A 17,169-nucleotide genomic window follows, 5' to 3' on the forward strand; every position below is an offset into this window, starting at 1 on the left:
TTGTTTATGGTGTTAAATTGAGGGTGAATCAGTTGTGGCAACAGCGTGTTGCCCGGATTGTATGGTGTTGGATTTACGGAGGTTTAAAATCCGCTTCCAGACGGTAATAATGTCCTGTTTCTCATTTTCCAGACTGTATTCCTTCAGAATAGATTGTGAAGCTTTTATTTGCTTTTCAAAAAAAGTAGTAGGGGTCATTTCATAAAGGGCCAGAACCTCTTCAATCTTGTGAACAAAACCAATTATATCTCCATCCGGAATGGGGTATGAAAAGTCGGGATTAAAATATTCTTTACCAGCCCTGCCTGTAAAGCCGATCACAATACAACCGCAAGCCATAGCTTCTACAGGAGGGAGACCAAAACCTTCGAAATAATTAAAGCTTAAAAAAATGTGGCTTTCCCTCATAATCTGAGCGACTTCCTGTTCGGTTTTATTATCAATGCTCACTAATGACCAGTCGCGTAAACTATTCCTATAGTTCAGAATGTTTAAAATCTGAACGATTTCGGTTTTCATTTTGCGAGGCATAAAGGCAATTTGCTTCTTTTTCTGCGGATGGTAATGGAACTTACTTTGATCAATACCAATTCGTATTCGGTAAACGGTAGTATTGGGAACGGCAAAGGACAAATAGTTTTTTGAATCTTCGGATACGGTTATCGTTGCAAGGATATTTTGATCCGTATATTGTTTTTCATGGGGTAATTTTTCGATAGAATTATATAAAAACGAATAATAGCAATTTTGATTAAAAATCACCTTTCGGATATCTTTTTTAATTTTTAAGAAACCCAGACTAAAGATTTCCGGAAAAACAAATATTGCATTTTCATCAAGCTTAGGTGCTATAAACCGTTGTATGCCTAAAGTGATTTTAGTGAAAATGCTTTTTAGAAATGAGGTTTTACCGGTTCTAAGACCTTGTCTGATCAATAAAAACAACGGAAGGTTGTATTCTAACCGGGTAGTATTTTCAAACCATTTATGACGAAAATGCCTTTTTTTATGAAGGATAACAGCATTAAAATTGTTCCGGTTTAAGATGTCTACCTGCCTGTATAATTGTTTGATACCTCCGATTGGTGTTTTGGTATCCGGGCAAATAAAATAAATTTTTTGCTTCATCATAATGGACTATTTTATAGTTAATATTGAATGAACCCAGCTTTCGAGTGTATATTTTTGCCGTATTGCAATAGGAATTTCAGTATAGGGCGTAGCGAAAAAGGAATCCGGAATAGAAAAGGTGGTGTCGGTCCAGATAAAAATGTTATTTGGATCGTAAAAATCATACGTTTTGATGTCTGGATTGGTCGTGATTAATTTTTTCTTTAAGCCGATTGCTTCAAAGGGACGAAAAGATAAGCCGGATTGATCGGGATGATGTATATCCAGAATAATTTGTGTATTGCCACTATAGGTGACAATTTCGGGAAATGGAATAATTTTATCCAGAAAGAGAATATCTGCTGTAGCGTGTTTTTTACGTATGCTTTTGTTTTTAGAAAACAGCAATGCTTTTGCATTTTTTCCGCTAGAGCTTAAGAGTTGGATGATGTGCTTTATTTGGGTAAAACGATGGTCGTAGGTGCCTAGAAAAAGGACATCATATTTAGGACCAGATGGTAGGGTTTCAGTAAAATAGAAATTTGTAGTAAAGTGTAATCCATATTGATCACAGTCGTTTTTGTCAAAACTATAATGAACATCGAAAAAAGGCATTGTCTCTTTCTGACCTTTTATTTTCGCAAAACTATCCCAATAATGAACAATTGAATGTTTTGCTTTTTTGGTAACAAGAGATAATACTTTAGGGGAGAGCATATCGGGTCGGTTAACATACACGATATCGTAAGTGGGATATTCGTTTATTTTTTGAAGGATCACTTTTTGAGAATGTATTTTTTTGATATTCGTATTAAAACACCATTTCAAAAAGAAATTCAAACATCGTTCGCCACTATTTTTATAGTGATACGGATATCCGTTGGATAGGACCATAACGACGGTATAATCGGTAAAGTCCTCAAATCCTTTCAAGATGACTTTATAGAAGTCATAATGATCCGGAGCAATATATAAGATCCTTTTCTTCATTAGACTTGATTTTATACAGCTGTTAATATATGTGTTGAATGCAGACAATAGCAGACCTGCCAGACAAGAGATTATCCTGTTCCGGAATTGTTTTTTGAAGTCTGTTAGATTGTTTTAATTTGAACAATAAAAACCCTGACCGAATTACAAACAGCGTTTATAATCGATGTAACAGTCGATGATCAAATTTTTAGGAGGGAATTTAAAATGTTATCTCAGGTAATTCTTTTTTGATAACAGCAGGAACACCTGCAGCCATACAATTGTCTGGTAAATCTTTGGTGACTACAGCTCCTGCGGCAATTATAACATTTCTTCCTATTGTAATTTTAGGGAGGATAGTGGCATTTGTCCCGATGTTACTATAGGCGCCAATTTTACAATTACCGGAGATGTTTACACCAGGTGAAATTTCCGAAAATTCTCCAATATGACAATCATGGCCGATGGTACAATTTAGGTTAATTAGTGTCCCTTTTTGGACAATTATGTCATTTGTAAGGACGGTTCCAGTCATAATATTACATCCGGAGTCAATTTGATTCCCAAAACTGCCAATAACGGCTTTTGGGCTTATTGTAGCAGTAAAGACACCACCAATAGCTTTGAATTTTTCATACAGGCGTTTTCGTAAAGCCGGATTTCCGATACCGATGGTAAAACGATTATCGGTATGCATAAAGTAGGCCGTAGCGTCGTCAAGGTTTGTAAGAACCGGAAAACGATCGTATAATACGGCTGGAATATCGGTGTTCACATCGTCATAGAAAACCAGATTTTCGGTTTGTCCACTCTGATGTAATACTTCTAAAACTTCTTTAGCAAATCCTTTGGCTCCAACTATTAGCATGCGTTTTGATTAATTAAGGTGGTTATTTTTTCTAAGTCTTCCACGGTTAAACCAACATAAAGCGGTAACGAAAGTACACGTTGGGCTATCGATTCTGAAACCGGCATTGCCTGATCCGGTTGGTTCACATATCCGATCGTGTTTAACGATGGATAAAAATATCTTCTCGGAATAATATTGTTGTCGTTTAATGCTTTTTGTACTTTTAAAAGTATAGCCTCAGAAGGTAGTATTATCGGGTAATAGCTATAATTCCAGATGGTTTCCGGTCGGATAGCCATGGTTTGCAATTGATTAAAATCGAGATGTTGGTTGTAAAAATCAACTACTTTTTTTCGTTCGGACAAAATGGTTCCCATATGAGGCAAAACAGCCAGTCCCATAGCGGCCTGAAGTTCCGAAATTTTAGCATTAATCCCTAATCCGTGAAATTCCAACGGTCCGTTATGACCGAAATTATGACTGTAGAATAGTTTATGAAAAAGCGTTGCATCTTTACAAAACAGCGCGCCACCTTCTCCGGTATGGAAAAGTTTGGTGGCATGGAAACTACAGGTACTCACATCGCCATAATTGAATAGTGATTCCTCTTTATAGGTTACGCCAAAAGCATGTGCGGCGTCATAAATCACCTTTAAGCCGTATTTTTTAGCGATGGCTTCAATCGCGTCTACTTCACAAGGGTTACCAAAGACATGCGTGGCTAAAATAGCGGTCGTTTTTGGACTTATGGCAGCCTCGATCTGGGTTTCATCAATAGTAAGGTATTCCGGATGAATATCGACAAAAACAGGCGTGCAATTTTCCCATATAATAGAAGACGTCGTCGCTACATACGAAAACGGAGTAGTAATGATTTCCCCTTGTTTTCCCAGAATTTTAAGCGCGATTTGTAGCGGTACGGTTCCGTTGTTGGTGATGATCATAGAATTGCTTTTCAGATAATCGGTTAATTTCTGTTCCAATTCCAATACCAGTTCACCCCGGTTAGTAAGCCATTTGTTTTCCCATATCCGTTCAAGTTGCTTTTCGTATTCTTTTAAATCCGGGAAAAAGGTTTTGGTTACTGTTATCATTAATATGGGATTTGTAAATTTTATTTCTGTTGATAAACGAACTTAATGGTTACATTTGTGCAGTAAAAATATAAAAAGTTAAGCAATCTAACCGTACCCAAACGGAATAAGATATCAATCAGATCGGGAGTGGCCGGATCGTAACCTAAATTATATATGAAGCATTGCAGAAGTCAGGAAGAAATACTGGCCGATTGGAGCGGACAGGATATCCACAAGCCTTTAGTAAGTATTTTATGTGACACGTTTAAGCATGAAGCGTATTTAAGCGATGCGTTGGAAGGATTTTTAAGTCAGAAAACAAATTTTCCGTTTGAAATTATTGTCCATGAAGATGCCTCTCCAGACGGAACACCAGCAATATTAAAAGACTTTGAAAGCCGTTATCCGTTATTGATCAAGCCAATTTACCAGACCGAAAACCAATATTCCAATGCGGATGTCGATATTTGGGGCGATCATACTTTTCCGAAAGCGAAAGGAAAATACATTGCGCTTTGTGAAGGTGACGATTATTGGATTGATCCGTATAAATTGCAAAAACAGGTCGATTTTCTGGAAGCCCACCCGGATTATGTTATAACATGGACCGACTTTTTAAACAAAAAAGGGGACGAATTGGTTCCAAACGATTTTAAAGAAACCTTACCCGAAGTGTATACCATCGATTTTGATACGATTTTCCGACCGTATTGCACCTATACGCTGACGTGTGTGTTTTTAAAATCGGCTGTAAAACCACAAGAGTACAAGAGTTTCCGCTATTCCAAAGACAATACCTTATATGGTTTGGCACTTTGCAATGGAAAAGGAGCTTTCCTAAATTTTCAGGGCGGTGTGTACCGTTGGCATGCCGGCGGAATTTATTCGTTAAAATCAGCTTTTTTCCAGCGTTATTCCTCCTATCTGAATGTAAAAGAAGTTTATGACAGGTTGCCACAGGCTCAAACAGCAAACATACGGGAAGTAATCCAGTCGTTGCTAAAAGATTCTGCTTTTGAAGCTTTAAAGCTGTATAAAGATAAGGAAGCCTATGCTAAAGAACCTCATCAGGCGGTACAGCTATTTTTAAAACAGGCATCGTTTGGAATGCGAATCAAATTCTGGCGACGTCATATTAAGATGAACTATTTCGGTATCAAATACAATTAAAAAAGAGGAACGTAGGTTCCTCTTTTTTATAATCTTGATGTGGTATAAAATGCCTAGTTTTGAATAAGAAACACATTGATTATCAGTTTGTAAGGGGGTTAAAATAGCGATTTCAGCATAATCAAAATACGATCAAACCAACGCACCTTTTGAAATACAGGCTTACCTTCGTTTTGGAGGTATTTTAATAGCGGTTTGTTAAACTCTTTCGATTTACGGATCGTACGTACCACAATCTGATAGAGCTGTTTTTCGAGTACCTTCTGGTCGAAAATACGGGATTCCCGGTTTTTTGCGATTAATTTCTGAGCGGCGTCAACAGTAGCGATGACTTCCTGAGCCGATAATCCCCGTTTAAAGTCAAATGCATTCAGATAGCCTTCAATATCGGTGCTTTCAGGATTTATACCGAAGTCCTGTTGTAATTGTGCCAAACGAATATTGCGAAGCGAACGGTTTACGTTATCGATTTTGGTCTGACTGATATTCGTATCATGCCAACGGTAATCGAGTAACGATTCGGATACATTGGCAAATAGGGTAGTAGCACTCATTCGGTTCCATAATTCATAGTCTTCAATTGGAACAAAATCGTTGTCAAAACGGAAATCTTTTAAACAAGCCTTACGAAGCATTATCGTAGGATTTCCAATCGGATTATAAAAAAGAAAAGCCGTTCGAATAGCAAGATGTTCTGTGGGAAGGGCCATTAGTTTTCGTTTGCCATCCGGTTTAAAAAGGGTATAAAAGGTTCCGCAAACACCGATTTCCGGATTTTTTTTCAGGAATTCGATCTGCTTGGAAAAACGATCGGGCATGGCGATATCATCAGCATCCATCAAGGCGATAAATTCCCCTTTAGCCGTTGTAAAACCTTCATTTCGCAAACGAGCCGGGCCCACATTTTCTATTTTATCAACAAAAATAATACGGGAATCGGCCGCTGCATTTTTTTCGATTATGCTTTTACTGGTATCGGTCGATTTATCATTGAGCACGATTAGTTCAAAATCGGTAAAACTTTGCTTCAGAATACTGTCAATCGTTTCCTGAAGGTATTTTTCGGCATTATATACCGGTATGATTACTGATAAAACGGGTTGGCTCATAACTAATTGATCAATAAAGGTTAGGTGTGATTTTTAATAACAGTAGTATAATAATCCAATGTTTCGGTCATCATTTTTTCGATGCTAAAATGATCTACGATGGTTTGTCGGGCATTTTGGGAAAGTGTTTCAGCCAAAACGCCATCCGTTAGTATAGCGGATATACGATCGACAAAATCTGTATCCGTATCACATACAAAACCATTTTCGCCCGATGTGATCAGTTCTTTAAAAGAATCCAGATTTGAAGTCACTATAGGTTTGGCCAACGCCATAGCTTCTAAAAGCGCCAGACTAAAATTCTCTCCTTTGGAAGGGAAAATAAGAACATGAGCGCTATTGAGTAGACGGATAATATTTTCTTTAGGCTGATAACCGTGAAAAACAACCTTATCGGTTAAAGTCTGTGTCTGAATTTCCTTGTCCAAAGTTGCCTTATAAGGTGTTTCCCGACCGATAAACTGTAAGGTGGCTTGCGGGAATTTCTCCGCTAGACGAGCGAATACGCGAAATGCCGTATCGGCTCCTTTTTCGAGGGCAACATTTCCGATATAGAAAACAGAAAACGGAATTACCGACGGATTCGGATTCGGTTGGAATTCCTGTATATTGATGCCGTTATAAATAAGTTTGAATTTCGAAACGCCAAACAGTTCGCGATTAACCTGTTCGGAAAAACGGGAAACGGCAATTACATTTTCGGCTTTTTTAAACGCTTCGCGCTCGCAATGTTTACGTCCGGCTTCTACTTTGTAGCCAAAATATTTTTCCAAAACGGAAAAAGAACCATGACAGCGTACCACATATGGGATTTTTTGGCCTAAAAATAAACTTAAGCCTTCAAAATCATGACATTCGATAATATCGATATTCAGATTGTTCTTTTCAATATAGGCAAAAAGCCGCCGACTGATATCGCGTTTTTCTTTTTCGTGAATTTTAAAATGATACGGCATTAAAAACGAAAACTTCTGTGTAACGGATCGAAACAGATCGTACACAAAATTTCGCTTAAAAAGGTTTTTGGTATAATGAACATGAACCCCTTCGTCGTCAAAATCGATATTGGTTTTGTTTACGCCAAAAATGTATACCCGATGACCTCTTTTTACAAGTTCTTTGGCCAGTAAAGTATTAAAATTCCCAGTTCCACCACAAGGAGGAAGCTTTTCATTTTTGTATTCCCGGGTTAAAATGAGGATATTCATACGGTTATTTTTTCAGATCGAAAATCGTAGTAACCCAATTGTCCAAGGTATATTGATTGTAAATTTCTTCCGGAACGGGTTCGTAATCCGTAGCCAGAAATTCGGGGGCAATTACGGGGTTTTCGCGATCAATGATCAATATGTTATTGGGGTTATAAAACGGGTAATTTACGACCGTTTTATTATCCGTTATTAGTTTTTTCTGCATTCCCATAGCCTCAAATACCCGGAAACTCAGACCGGTTTGGTTGTTTTGAACGATGTCCAGAATAATTTCGGCTTCCGAATACAATTTCAGCAATTGTTTTAATCGGATTTTTTTGGACTGAAATAACAGCTGGCTATTGGTTTTGGCTGCGGTTTCGGCTTTGAAATTGTATTTGAATTTTTTGTATTCGATATTCCGACTCACAAAAATAAAATGAAACGGCGCTTTCAATTGCTCCAACTGATAGGCAATTTTATTGTATATCGGAAAACGTTTGTCGAACGATGAAATCGTGGTAACCTTATATTTTGGTTTTACGGCTGGGATTTCCTGTTTGTCAAAGTAGATATAATTGTTCATTTTGACAAAATTGTGTGCCTTGGCATCCTGTTCGTCAAAAGAAAAAATTTCGTCAAAAAGACCTGCATTTAAGAGATGATCGACCGGACAACGATGTAAACTGTCGTACAGATAGGCAAAATAGTTTTTGGTATATTGCTTAATTAGCTGGTGGTATTTCAGTTCGATAACATCGGGATTGATCACCAAAATAATATCGTGTTGTCCGTGTTTTTGTAATTCGGATATAATATGTTCCTGCTTCTTTTTGGTTTTGAGGTTAATACCCAGGAAAATTTTAGAAAGTAAGTTTACGATTCTCGATGCTAAATTGGCATGCTTATAACCTCCCAAATTGATATGATACGCATCAATATTCTTTTGCTGTAACAATTTGATGATATATTTGTCGTAGTGCCAGTTATCGAAACTGATCAAACAAATCTTCTGCTTCATTTTTCAAATAATATAATTAGTGGGAGTGTGTTATTACTAATAACTGTTACAACGGGTTAAATATTTTGTTTCTGGTTTGCTTTTAGTGATTTATACGTATGGTATACGCTCAATGCCTGTAAATACGATATGATTAATCCGTCTTTTCCATCCAATATTCCCAGACGGATAAAGAAGGCTTTTATAAACTTAAAAATGGTTTTTAGGTATTGGGTAAAAACGCTGTATTTTTTGCCTTTAAGGAAAAGTTCTTTTCCTTTTAAAACACCATAGCTAATCATTTTCTGTCTATAAATAGCGTAATTGTCATAGGAATAATGGAGTAACTTATTTTGAAATATGCCAATCGTTCCGTCGACTTTAAGGGTTTCGTGAACCAGTTTTTCCGGGATATAATGTGCTTTGTCTTTTTTAAACAATCGGAAATTTTTATCCGTTTGCGTACCGGAGAAATGGATCGCTCTTCCGGCAAAATAGAACTTTCTTAAAAAGTAATACGCATCTTTGGTTTCCGGTTTGCGGACTTCTGCGATAATTTCGGCACGCAATGGCGGAGTAATCCGTTCATCGGCATCCAGAAATAAAACCCAGTTATAGCTGGCCAGTTCCAGTGCCAGATTCCGTTGTGTTGTAAAATCAACAAATTTATGCTGTACCACTTTAACATTTGGGTACGTATTGGCAATGGCCACGGTAGAATCGGTACTATACGAATCCACTACGATAATCTCATCCACAAAATCAAGACATTCGATTACTTCCCGGATGTTTTTTTCTTCGTTATAGGTGATTATCAGTCCGCTGATTTTAATAGAACTGGATTGCGATGTCATATACGATTAACTTCTTTTTACAATTACATAATTGCGGTATTCAAATAGCCGTTTACCGGTTAAGTCTTCGATAAAGGCCAGTAATTTTCTTCTGAAATTCATTTTGCGTCCCATTTTGGTCGGATCAAACGAGAATTTCCAGTTGCTGCGATTTACCCTGTCCTGGAAAACCTGAGGATGGGTACCTTTAAACTTTAGTAAGCGTTCGGCATTACCATAGTCAAATTCATAATCTTCATTATAGGTTCGGTCGATCCATTCGTCGTCGCTATTGTAAAAACGACCGGTGTTTTTCACCTTTGTTTTTAATCCGCCAGGCGCTTTAACCCATCCGTAATGATAAATATAAGCCGGAATGTGTTTTACTTTTAACTTGCGACCGTTATAACGGAAACCTTGTGCATCTTTATAGGATTCCATTCCGGGCAGGTTGCGGACAATACGGATTTCTCGGCGGTACCATCTGCGGGAATGTGCATAAAAATCATACGATCCGTAAAAATGCATATAGTTAAAAAGCAAGCCTTCAACATTTGGATCATTTAGCGATGCCTCCATTTCTTTACGAATGGTGTCCAGGTATTTTTCATGAACACATTCGTCACCCTGAATATAAAAAGCCCAGTCTACATCGGGACTAATGGCCTTAAATGCCTTGTCGGTTTCGAGGGCAAAAGTGCGACCGCCTTCGCGTACGCTATCGTCCCAAACAGTTTCAATAATTTTGATTTTTGGGGAACCAATACTTTTAATAAGATCTAATGTGGTGTCGGTAGAATTTCCATGAGCTACTATAAATTCATCACATATGGGCAATATTGAAGTAATTGCTTCTACGATAGAGTAATCGTTTTGTACCGCATTGCGGATAAAGGTAAAACCGGCGACTTTCATGTAGGTTGGATTTATTTGGATTTTAATATCTTAAAAAATAAAAATGCTTGTTATAATGATTGATACAGTGTCATAATCCTGTTCGCAATAACATCGTCATTAAATTTCTGTACAAACATATAACCTTTTTCTGTTATCTCGTCTCTTAAATTGGGATCACGAAGTAATAATTCAATTTTTGATTGTATGTCGGCACTGTCGGTTGGATCGACATAAAGGCTATCGGGTCCGCCCGCTTCCGGGAAAACACCGGAGTTGGTTGTAATAACCGGAGTTTTGGAATATAACGCTTCAATAATCGGAATTCCGAAACCTTCAAACAACGACGGATAAATAAAAACAGTAGCCAACTGGTATACCATTGCCAGTTCGCGGCTGTTTAGTCCTTTTAAAAACAGGACTTTTTCGTCCATTTGATGTTCCCGGATGTAGTTTTTTACCGTTTGCGTATAAGCCGTTTCGCCTCCGATAATGACAAGTTTCGTATCGATATTCCGAATGGCTTTTACAGCTGCCAGTACGTTTTTACGGATTTCGACCGTACCCACGTTTAAAACAAACTGTTCCGGAAGCTTGTATTTTTCGATAACGGCTTTCTTTTCTTGGTCGGAATAAAGCTCTTTAAAAACCTGCTGACATCCCTGATAAATCACTTCGATTTTTGATTCCGGGATTTTCAGGTACTGTACAATATCGTTTTTGGTTTGTTCGCTAATGGCGATAACGGTATCGGCATTTTGAGCGGCCTTTTTAAATTTATAAAAATGAATTTTCCGGTCGAAGAACGAATAAAACGCCGGATAACGCATAAAGATCAGATCGTGAATCGTCACGGTACTTTTAATTCCGGCTTTTTTCAATCCCGAAGGAAGTTCGCCCGAAAGACCGTGGAATAATTGAACGCCGTCTTTTTTCAGATCGGAAATAATAGTGCGCTGGCGCCATATATTATAAAACTTCCGATTGAACCAGCCGGTCGGACGTTTTTCGATAATCGTATCCGAATCCGAGGTGAAAAGTTGCTTTTTTGCCGGTTTCGGATTGTATAGTAAATAGTGGTTTTCCGGAAAAAAACGATTCATAATCCGAACCAGATCACGGCTGTAATTACCCAGTCCGGTCTGATTATGAAAAACGCGTTTCGCTTCATAACCAATCGTTAGGCTTTTGTTGTCCCGGTTTTTATTTCGGTGTAGTTGTTGGAGATACACATAACGCATATAAACGTGTTGTGACATGATTTTAGCCAAAGATACACCTTGTGATCCATTTAGGAATCCGAATTCGATTATATAATGCTTAAAAAAACGAAAAGCCGGTTTTACATAAAAATGAAAAGCGGTAGGTTTTGTATTTTTCTGATACAATTCCTGAGCCCGTAATTTGGAATATTGCAGGCGTTTTCCTAGAAAATCAGCTTTGTTTTTAAACGAATAATGCTGGATGATTTCTTTTAGATTCCCGGATTTACCGTCAACGATAAGTTGTTCGTGTACGAGTTTATGGGAATAGCGGCATTTTGATTTTCGGAACAGGCGTATGGCTCTGTCCTGATTTTGTCCGCCATAAAACATTGGCTTTTCTGCATAATAAAAAGCGCGTTTTACCCAAAAAGCGACTTCCTCCGGATGTGAAGCCACCTGTTCTTTTAATTCGAGGATTCCATTTTCGGTCACCCTTTCGTCGGCATCAAAAAAAGTAACCCAGTCATTTGTGGCCAAATCGATGGCAAAATTCCGCTGACGGGAAAAATCGTCAAACGGGCGTTGTACGATTCGCACCTGCGGAAATTCACTCCGGATGATATCCAGTGTGGTATCGCTACTGTACGAATCGACTACAATAATTTCGTCCGCGAAAGCCATATTCCGGAGATAGGTCCGGATATTGTCTTCCTCGTTCCTAATGATGGCTAAAGCCGATATTTTTGGACTGCTGCTCATTTAATACTATTAGATGGCAACGTCATACTCTCTTAAAGCGTCGTTTAATGAGGTTTTTAAATCGGTTGAAGGCTTGCGTTTTCCGATGATCAGCGCACATGGCACCTGATATTCACCGGCAGCAAATTTTTTAGTATAACTTCCTGGAATCACCACCGAACGCGCCGGAACAATACCTTTCATTTCAACTGGTGTATCGCCGGTAACGTCGATAATTTTAGTAGATGCGGTAAGGCAAACATTCGCTCCTAATACGGCTTCTTTTTCAACGCGAACACCTTCTACCACGATACATCTTGAACCGATAAAAGCACCGTCTTCAATGATTACCGGAGCGGCTTGTAACGGTTCCAATACCCCACCGATTCCAACACCACCACTTAAGTGTACGTGTTTTCCGATTTGCGCACAGCTACCAACCGTCGCCCAGGTATCGACCATGGTTCCTTCGTCTACATAAGCCCCAATATTTACATAGCTTGGCATTAAGATTACCCCACTGGAAATATAGGCTCCGTGACGCGCTACAGCATTTGGAACGACGCGGATACCTTTTTCGGCATACCCTCTTTTTAAAGGCATTTTATCGTGATATTCGAATATTCCAGCCTCAAGCGTTTCCATTTTCTGGATTGGGAAATACATAACTACGGCCTTTTTTACCCATTCGTTTACCTGCCATCCATCGGTTGTTGGTTCTGCAACACGCAATTTTCCGGCATCCAGTAATTCGATCACTTCTCTAATGGCATTCGTCGTTTTTTCTTCTTGTAATAAGGCACGGTTTTCCCATGCTTGCTCTATTATTGGCTGTAAGGCATTCATATAAAAATCGATTTTTAGCAAATATAACCCCATTTTTTTAAAACGAAATAGAAAATAGCAGAATTTGGGCAGGCCGATACATTTCGAAACACCATATATTTTTCTATTTTTGCAGCACAACACAACACACTTATGTACAAATCTATAATCAGACCGATACTGTTCCGTTTTGATCCGGAAAAAATCCATCATTTTACCTTTGGAAGCATCCGTTTTCTACACAAAATACCGGGTGTTCCGGCATTATTAAACGCTATTTATGAAGTGAATGACCCGCGACTGGAACGGGAAGTTTTTGGATTGCGTTTTAAAAATCCGGTTGGACTTGCTGCCGGATTGGATAAGGATGCTAAATTATACAAAGAACTGTCCAATTTAGGCTTTGGTTTTATCGAAATTGGCACCCTTACACCCAAAGGTCAGGAAGGAAATCCGAAAAAACGATTGTTCCGTTTAAAAGCCGATAGCGCGTTGATCAACCGTATGGGATTTAATAACGGCGGCGTTATCGAAGCGGTGGAACGTCTGAAAAAAAATAAAGGCGTACTGATTGGTGGTAATATTGGAAAAAACAAGCTTACACCCAATGAAGCCGCAACTCAGGATTATGAAATCTGTTTTGAAGCGTTATACGATTATGTCGATTATTTTGTCGTAAATGTAAGCTCACCCAATACACCCAATTTACGAGCCTTACAGGATAAAGAGCCGTTAACCGAACTGTTACAAACGCTACAGAATAGAAACCAGACCAAACCGAAGCAAAAACCGATACTGTTAAAAATTGCCCCGGATCTGACCGATGAGCAATTGCTGGACATTATCGATATTGTAAGAGATACCAAAATTGCCGGTGTGATTGCAACCAATACGACCATTTCGAGAGACGGACTGGTTTCCGAAAATAAAAAAGAAACCGGCGGACTTTCCGGAAAACCGTTAACCAAACGATCGACTGAGGTAATCCGATTCCTGTCGGAAAAAAGCAATAAAGCTTTCCCGATTATCGGAGTTGGTGGAATTCATTCGGCGGAAGATGCGATCGAAAAACTGGAAGCCGGCGCGAGTCTGATACAATTGTATACCGGATTTATTTATGAAGGACCGGGTTTGATCAAAGCCATCAATAAAAAAATACTGGCCGGAAAATAACAGGAGGTATTCGCACACTAAAACAGAAATCTGTTAAACTTTTCTCTTTTGGGAATGGTGTTGCTTTCTAATTGTTTGAAAGCGATACGATTGTGTTGTTTAATGGATCAATCTTTTTAAAATAGTAGGTTGCCATTGCCAGTATATTTGAAAATTATGAACTTTAGCGTATCTTTGAAACGTTATGGAGCAAGTTAAAATCATCGAATGTCCCCGAGATGCCATGCAAGGTATCAAGGCGTTTATTCCTACAGAAAAGAAAGTGCAATACATTCAATCTTTATTGCGTGTAGGATTTGACACTATTGATTTTGGCAGTTTTGTTTCCGCAAAAGCGATTCCGCAAATGCAGGATACGCCGGAAGTACTGGCGCAACTGGATTTGTCACAAACCAAAAGCAAACTACTGGCAATTATCGCCAATACGATAGGTGCTGAAAATGCATCCCGTTATCCGGAAATCAAATACCTGGGCTTCCCGTTTTCGATATCGGAGAATTTTCAGATGCGAAACACCCACAAAACCATAGCCGAATCGCTGATAACTTTACAGGAAATTCTGGACATCGCCAACGCTACCGATAAAGAAGTGGTGGCCTATTTGTCGATGGGATTCGGAAATCCTTATGGCGATCCGTGGAGTGTGGAAATCGTAGGAGAGTGGACAGAAAAGTTGTCCAATATGGGCGTAAAGATATTGTCGCTTTCCGATACGGTAGGCTCTTCGACACCGGAAGTGATTTCTTATTTGTTTTCGAATTTGATTCCGAAATACCCGCATATTGAATTCGGAGCGCATCTACATACCACACCGGACAAATGGTTTGAAAAAGTAGATGCGGCCTATAAAGCCGGATGCCGTCGTTTTGATGGTGCTATTCAGGGATTTGGAGGCTGCCCGATGGCCAAAGACGACCTGACCGGGAATATGCCAACCGAAAAAATGCTATCCTATTTTACTTCACAAAAAGCTGATACCGGATTAAGTCCGATGAGCTTTGAAAGTGCTTATAATGAAGCGCTTAAAATTTTTACCGTTTACCATTAGTCGTACTAAAAAGAAAGTACAAAAGACTTTATAAAAATTAGAACAGTAGTTTTATTACTATTTGTTTTGACTGTTTCGTATCCGGATGACTCCATGTCAAGCCAACGGGTTTTGTTAAGGATCATAAAACCCTGAAAAAGCACTATTTACTACTTAAATCAAAAAGAACTCATGTTTTGTCTTAAACATGTTTTTTTTTGTCCGTATATCTCAAAAAGATTGTTCGAAAATGCTAATTAATTTAGCGCTATAAATAACTATAAACAAAAATTGATCATATAGTATTGATACAATAATAAACATTTCAAAATTTAGAATAGAAGTTTGTAGTTGATTTTATTTTGTATTCATACAACTTTAATAAGGTTCTGTTGTTATTACGGGATCTATAGTAACGATGCTGGTTTCCTCCTTTAGCATTATAAAAACGGATAAAACTTTTTAGTTAGTAAAAAATTGATGCTTCTGTTTTAAAACTAACAAACTTTAATTAATCTAATATGATAAGTAATATGAATAAGTATTATGTAATTGTATCCCTCCAACTTCTTTTTACAGGGGCGATTTATGCCCAGATTGGAATTAATATAGAAGATCCCAAGGCTACTTTGGATATAACCGGAAAAAAAGGAGTAGCAGATATTGATGGTGTTCTTTTCCCTAGACTTACTCTGGCAGAATTAACTGCAAAAGGAGATGGGCTGTATGGAGCGGATCAAAATGGAGTACTCATTTTTATTACGGATGTAACCGGAGGAGACGTTTTGTCGCAACGAACGAATATTGATGAGAGTGGGTATTATTATTTTGATAGTCCATCGAATGTTTGGATAAAAATGGATAATACAACCTCTTGGAAAGCCGCTCTTACTACTTGGCCGGCGTACCCAACTGCTCGGTATATTTATCAAAATGGTAGCCTCGGTATAGGCGATTATAGTACAAAAGCTGCTACGGAAAAACTGGATGTTGATGGAAACGTAAGACTTCGCAATATTAGAGATGGTAGAGGACGTAACAATTATCCTAATACTATTGTAGCAAATTCAGAGGGTACTCTGGCTGCTTTTAGAGGTAGTTATGCCATTTGGCGGGCAGCTAGAACGAATGCTGAGGCGGTAATGACAGATGACGATGAGATCGTAAATATATTATCCTCTAGTGTAACGACTATTACGTTACCAGCCAACCCTGTGCTCGGCAGGGTTATTACGATCCGTATTGATAGTGCTTCCGATGGCGTGTATAATGTAGTGACCCCTAATGTAACATGGACCGGTTATTTGCCAATAAAATATATTCCAAATCATCTTCAAATAGTTGCAGCGGATTATATAACCAGGATTAAAGCTGGAACGACTGTAAAGTTACAATGGACAGGTCCACCAGGACTGTATGGCCCCGCTGGAGGAGGTGGACTGGATTGGATTCAAATTGAAGGCGACCTTCAGGTAACACCTTAAGACTGGGTTGCTATGAAACGGTTGCGCTATTTCCTATGTTGAAAGAAAGGTATCACCAAACTAAGGAATGAAAGGTAAAGTTTACTAATCGGGCATAGTTTTTTTGTCATAAAATCGTAAAAGTTTTACCGTTTTATAGTAATTCAAAAAACACCCTGTCTTTTGTGAAAATTAGGGTTTTGTCTTGTTTTAAACGTAAGTTATTTAGGTAAAACGATTAATTCAGTTTTCTTTAAATGAGGTTCACATAATAAAAAAATAACATGAAAAGATATGGTACAATTGTAAGTTTCCTCTTTTTTACCGGGCTTCTTTACGCTCAGGTTGGAATTAATACAGAAAGTCCTAAAGCTACTTTAGACATAGCAGGAGAAAAGGGAGTTACGGATATCGATGGTGTTCTTCCGCCACGACTTACCCTGGCAGAATTAACTGCAAAAGGAGATGGGCTGTATGGAGCGGATCAAAATGGATTACTCATCTTTATTACGGATGTAACCGGAGGAAATATTT

At 38.4% G+C, this 17,169-nt stretch carries 15 protein-coding genes and 1 pseudogene; 5 read left to right on the plus strand and 11 right to left on the minus strand.

Going from position 1 to position 17,169, the window contains the following annotated elements; genetic code table 11:
- Positions 1-12: 12 nt before the first annotated feature.
- From Q1R07_RS11985 to Q1R07_RS12000, 4 genes are all read right to left on the minus strand, one after another.
- A complete protein-coding gene (locus Q1R07_RS11985; protein ID WP_300490470.1) occupies positions 13-1,131 on the minus strand; it encodes a glycosyltransferase in 1,119 nt (372 codons plus the stop codon).
- A gap of 6 nt (positions 1,132-1,137) precedes the next feature.
- Positions 1,138-2,100: a lipopolysaccharide core biosynthesis protein rfaS gene (locus Q1R07_RS11990; RefSeq protein ID WP_300490473.1), complete on the minus strand. Its 963-nt coding sequence runs from the start codon at positions 2,098-2,100 to the stop codon at positions 1,138-1,140.
- Between the two features lie 202 nt (positions 2,101-2,302).
- Positions 2,303-2,950, minus strand: a complete 648-nt coding sequence (locus Q1R07_RS11995; protein ID WP_300490476.1) for an acetyltransferase — start codon at positions 2,948-2,950, stop codon at positions 2,303-2,305.
- Complete coding sequence (locus Q1R07_RS12000) at positions 2,944-4,026, minus strand: DegT/DnrJ/EryC1/StrS family aminotransferase (RefSeq protein WP_300490479.1); 1,083 nt, start codon at positions 4,024-4,026, stop codon at positions 2,944-2,946. The genes Q1R07_RS11995 and Q1R07_RS12000 overlap by 7 nt, the downstream gene beginning before the upstream one ends.
- A 156-nt stretch (positions 4,027-4,182) precedes the next feature.
- Between Q1R07_RS12000 and Q1R07_RS12005 the strand changes: the two genes are divergently transcribed.
- On the plus strand, positions 4,183-5,178 hold the full coding sequence (locus Q1R07_RS12005) for a glycosyltransferase (RefSeq protein ID WP_300490482.1): 996 nt from the start codon (positions 4,183-4,185) through the stop codon (positions 5,176-5,178).
- Positions 5,179-5,276: 98 nt separating this feature from the next.
- On the opposite strand, the gene Q1R07_RS12010 is transcribed toward Q1R07_RS12005, so the two are convergent.
- From Q1R07_RS12010 to Q1R07_RS12045, 7 genes are read right to left on the minus strand one after another with little or no spacing between them, the layout of a single operon-like run.
- Complete coding sequence (locus Q1R07_RS12010) at positions 5,277-6,287, minus strand: glycosyltransferase family 2 protein (RefSeq protein WP_300490485.1); 1,011 nt, start codon at positions 6,285-6,287, stop codon at positions 5,277-5,279.
- A gap of 20 nt (positions 6,288-6,307) precedes the next feature.
- Positions 6,308-7,495, minus strand: coding sequence for a glycosyltransferase family 4 protein (locus Q1R07_RS12015; RefSeq protein ID WP_300490488.1), 1,188 nt, complete (start codon positions 7,493-7,495; stop codon positions 6,308-6,310).
- Between the two features lie 4 nt (positions 7,496-7,499).
- On the minus strand, positions 7,500-8,498 hold the full coding sequence (locus Q1R07_RS12020; RefSeq protein WP_300490491.1) for a hypothetical protein: 999 nt from the start codon (positions 8,496-8,498) through the stop codon (positions 7,500-7,502).
- Positions 8,499-8,554: 56 nt separating this feature from the next.
- Positions 8,555-9,331 (minus strand): glycosyltransferase family 2 protein, encoded by a 777-nt coding sequence (locus tag Q1R07_RS12025; RefSeq protein ID WP_300490494.1) that lies wholly within the window; start codon positions 9,329-9,331, stop codon positions 8,555-8,557.
- A gap of 6 nt (positions 9,332-9,337) precedes the next feature.
- Positions 9,338-10,225, minus strand: a complete 888-nt coding sequence (locus Q1R07_RS12030) for a glycosyltransferase family 2 protein (RefSeq protein WP_300490496.1) — start codon at positions 10,223-10,225, stop codon at positions 9,338-9,340.
- A gap of 50 nt (positions 10,226-10,275) precedes the next feature.
- On the minus strand, positions 10,276-12,168 hold the full coding sequence (locus Q1R07_RS16415) for a glycosyltransferase (protein ID WP_366526339.1): 1,893 nt from the start codon (positions 12,166-12,168) through the stop codon (positions 10,276-10,278).
- Positions 12,169-12,177: 9 nt separating this feature from the next.
- A complete protein-coding gene (locus Q1R07_RS12045) occupies positions 12,178-12,993 on the minus strand; it encodes a 2,3,4,5-tetrahydropyridine-2,6-dicarboxylate N-succinyltransferase (RefSeq protein WP_300490517.1) in 816 nt (271 codons plus the stop codon).
- A gap of 132 nt (positions 12,994-13,125) precedes the next feature.
- Here Q1R07_RS12045 and Q1R07_RS12050 point away from each other — a divergent pair, with 132 nt between their 5' ends.
- The 4 genes and pseudogenes from Q1R07_RS12050 to Q1R07_RS12065 all read left to right on the plus strand — a co-directional run.
- Positions 13,126-14,145 (plus strand): quinone-dependent dihydroorotate dehydrogenase, encoded by a 1,020-nt coding sequence (locus tag Q1R07_RS12050; protein WP_300490499.1) that lies wholly within the window; start codon positions 13,126-13,128, stop codon positions 14,143-14,145.
- A gap of 184 nt (positions 14,146-14,329) precedes the next feature.
- Entirely contained in the window at positions 14,330-15,193 is an 864-nt protein-coding gene (locus tag Q1R07_RS12055) for a hydroxymethylglutaryl-CoA lyase (protein WP_300490502.1), read from the plus strand.
- A 512-nt stretch (positions 15,194-15,705) separates the two neighbouring features.
- Positions 15,706-16,656 (plus strand): hypothetical protein, encoded by a 951-nt coding sequence (locus tag Q1R07_RS12060; RefSeq protein ID WP_300490505.1) that lies wholly within the window; start codon positions 15,706-15,708, stop codon positions 16,654-16,656.
- Positions 16,657-16,919: 263 nt separating this feature from the next.
- Positions 16,920-17,169 (plus strand): annotated as a pseudogene (locus Q1R07_RS12065) (hypothetical protein); the annotation flags it as partial.

It is taken from the genome of Flavobacterium sp. (assembly GCF_030146175.1).
In the GTDB taxonomy this organism is placed as follows: domain Bacteria; phylum Bacteroidota; class Bacteroidia; order Flavobacteriales; family Flavobacteriaceae; genus Flavobacterium.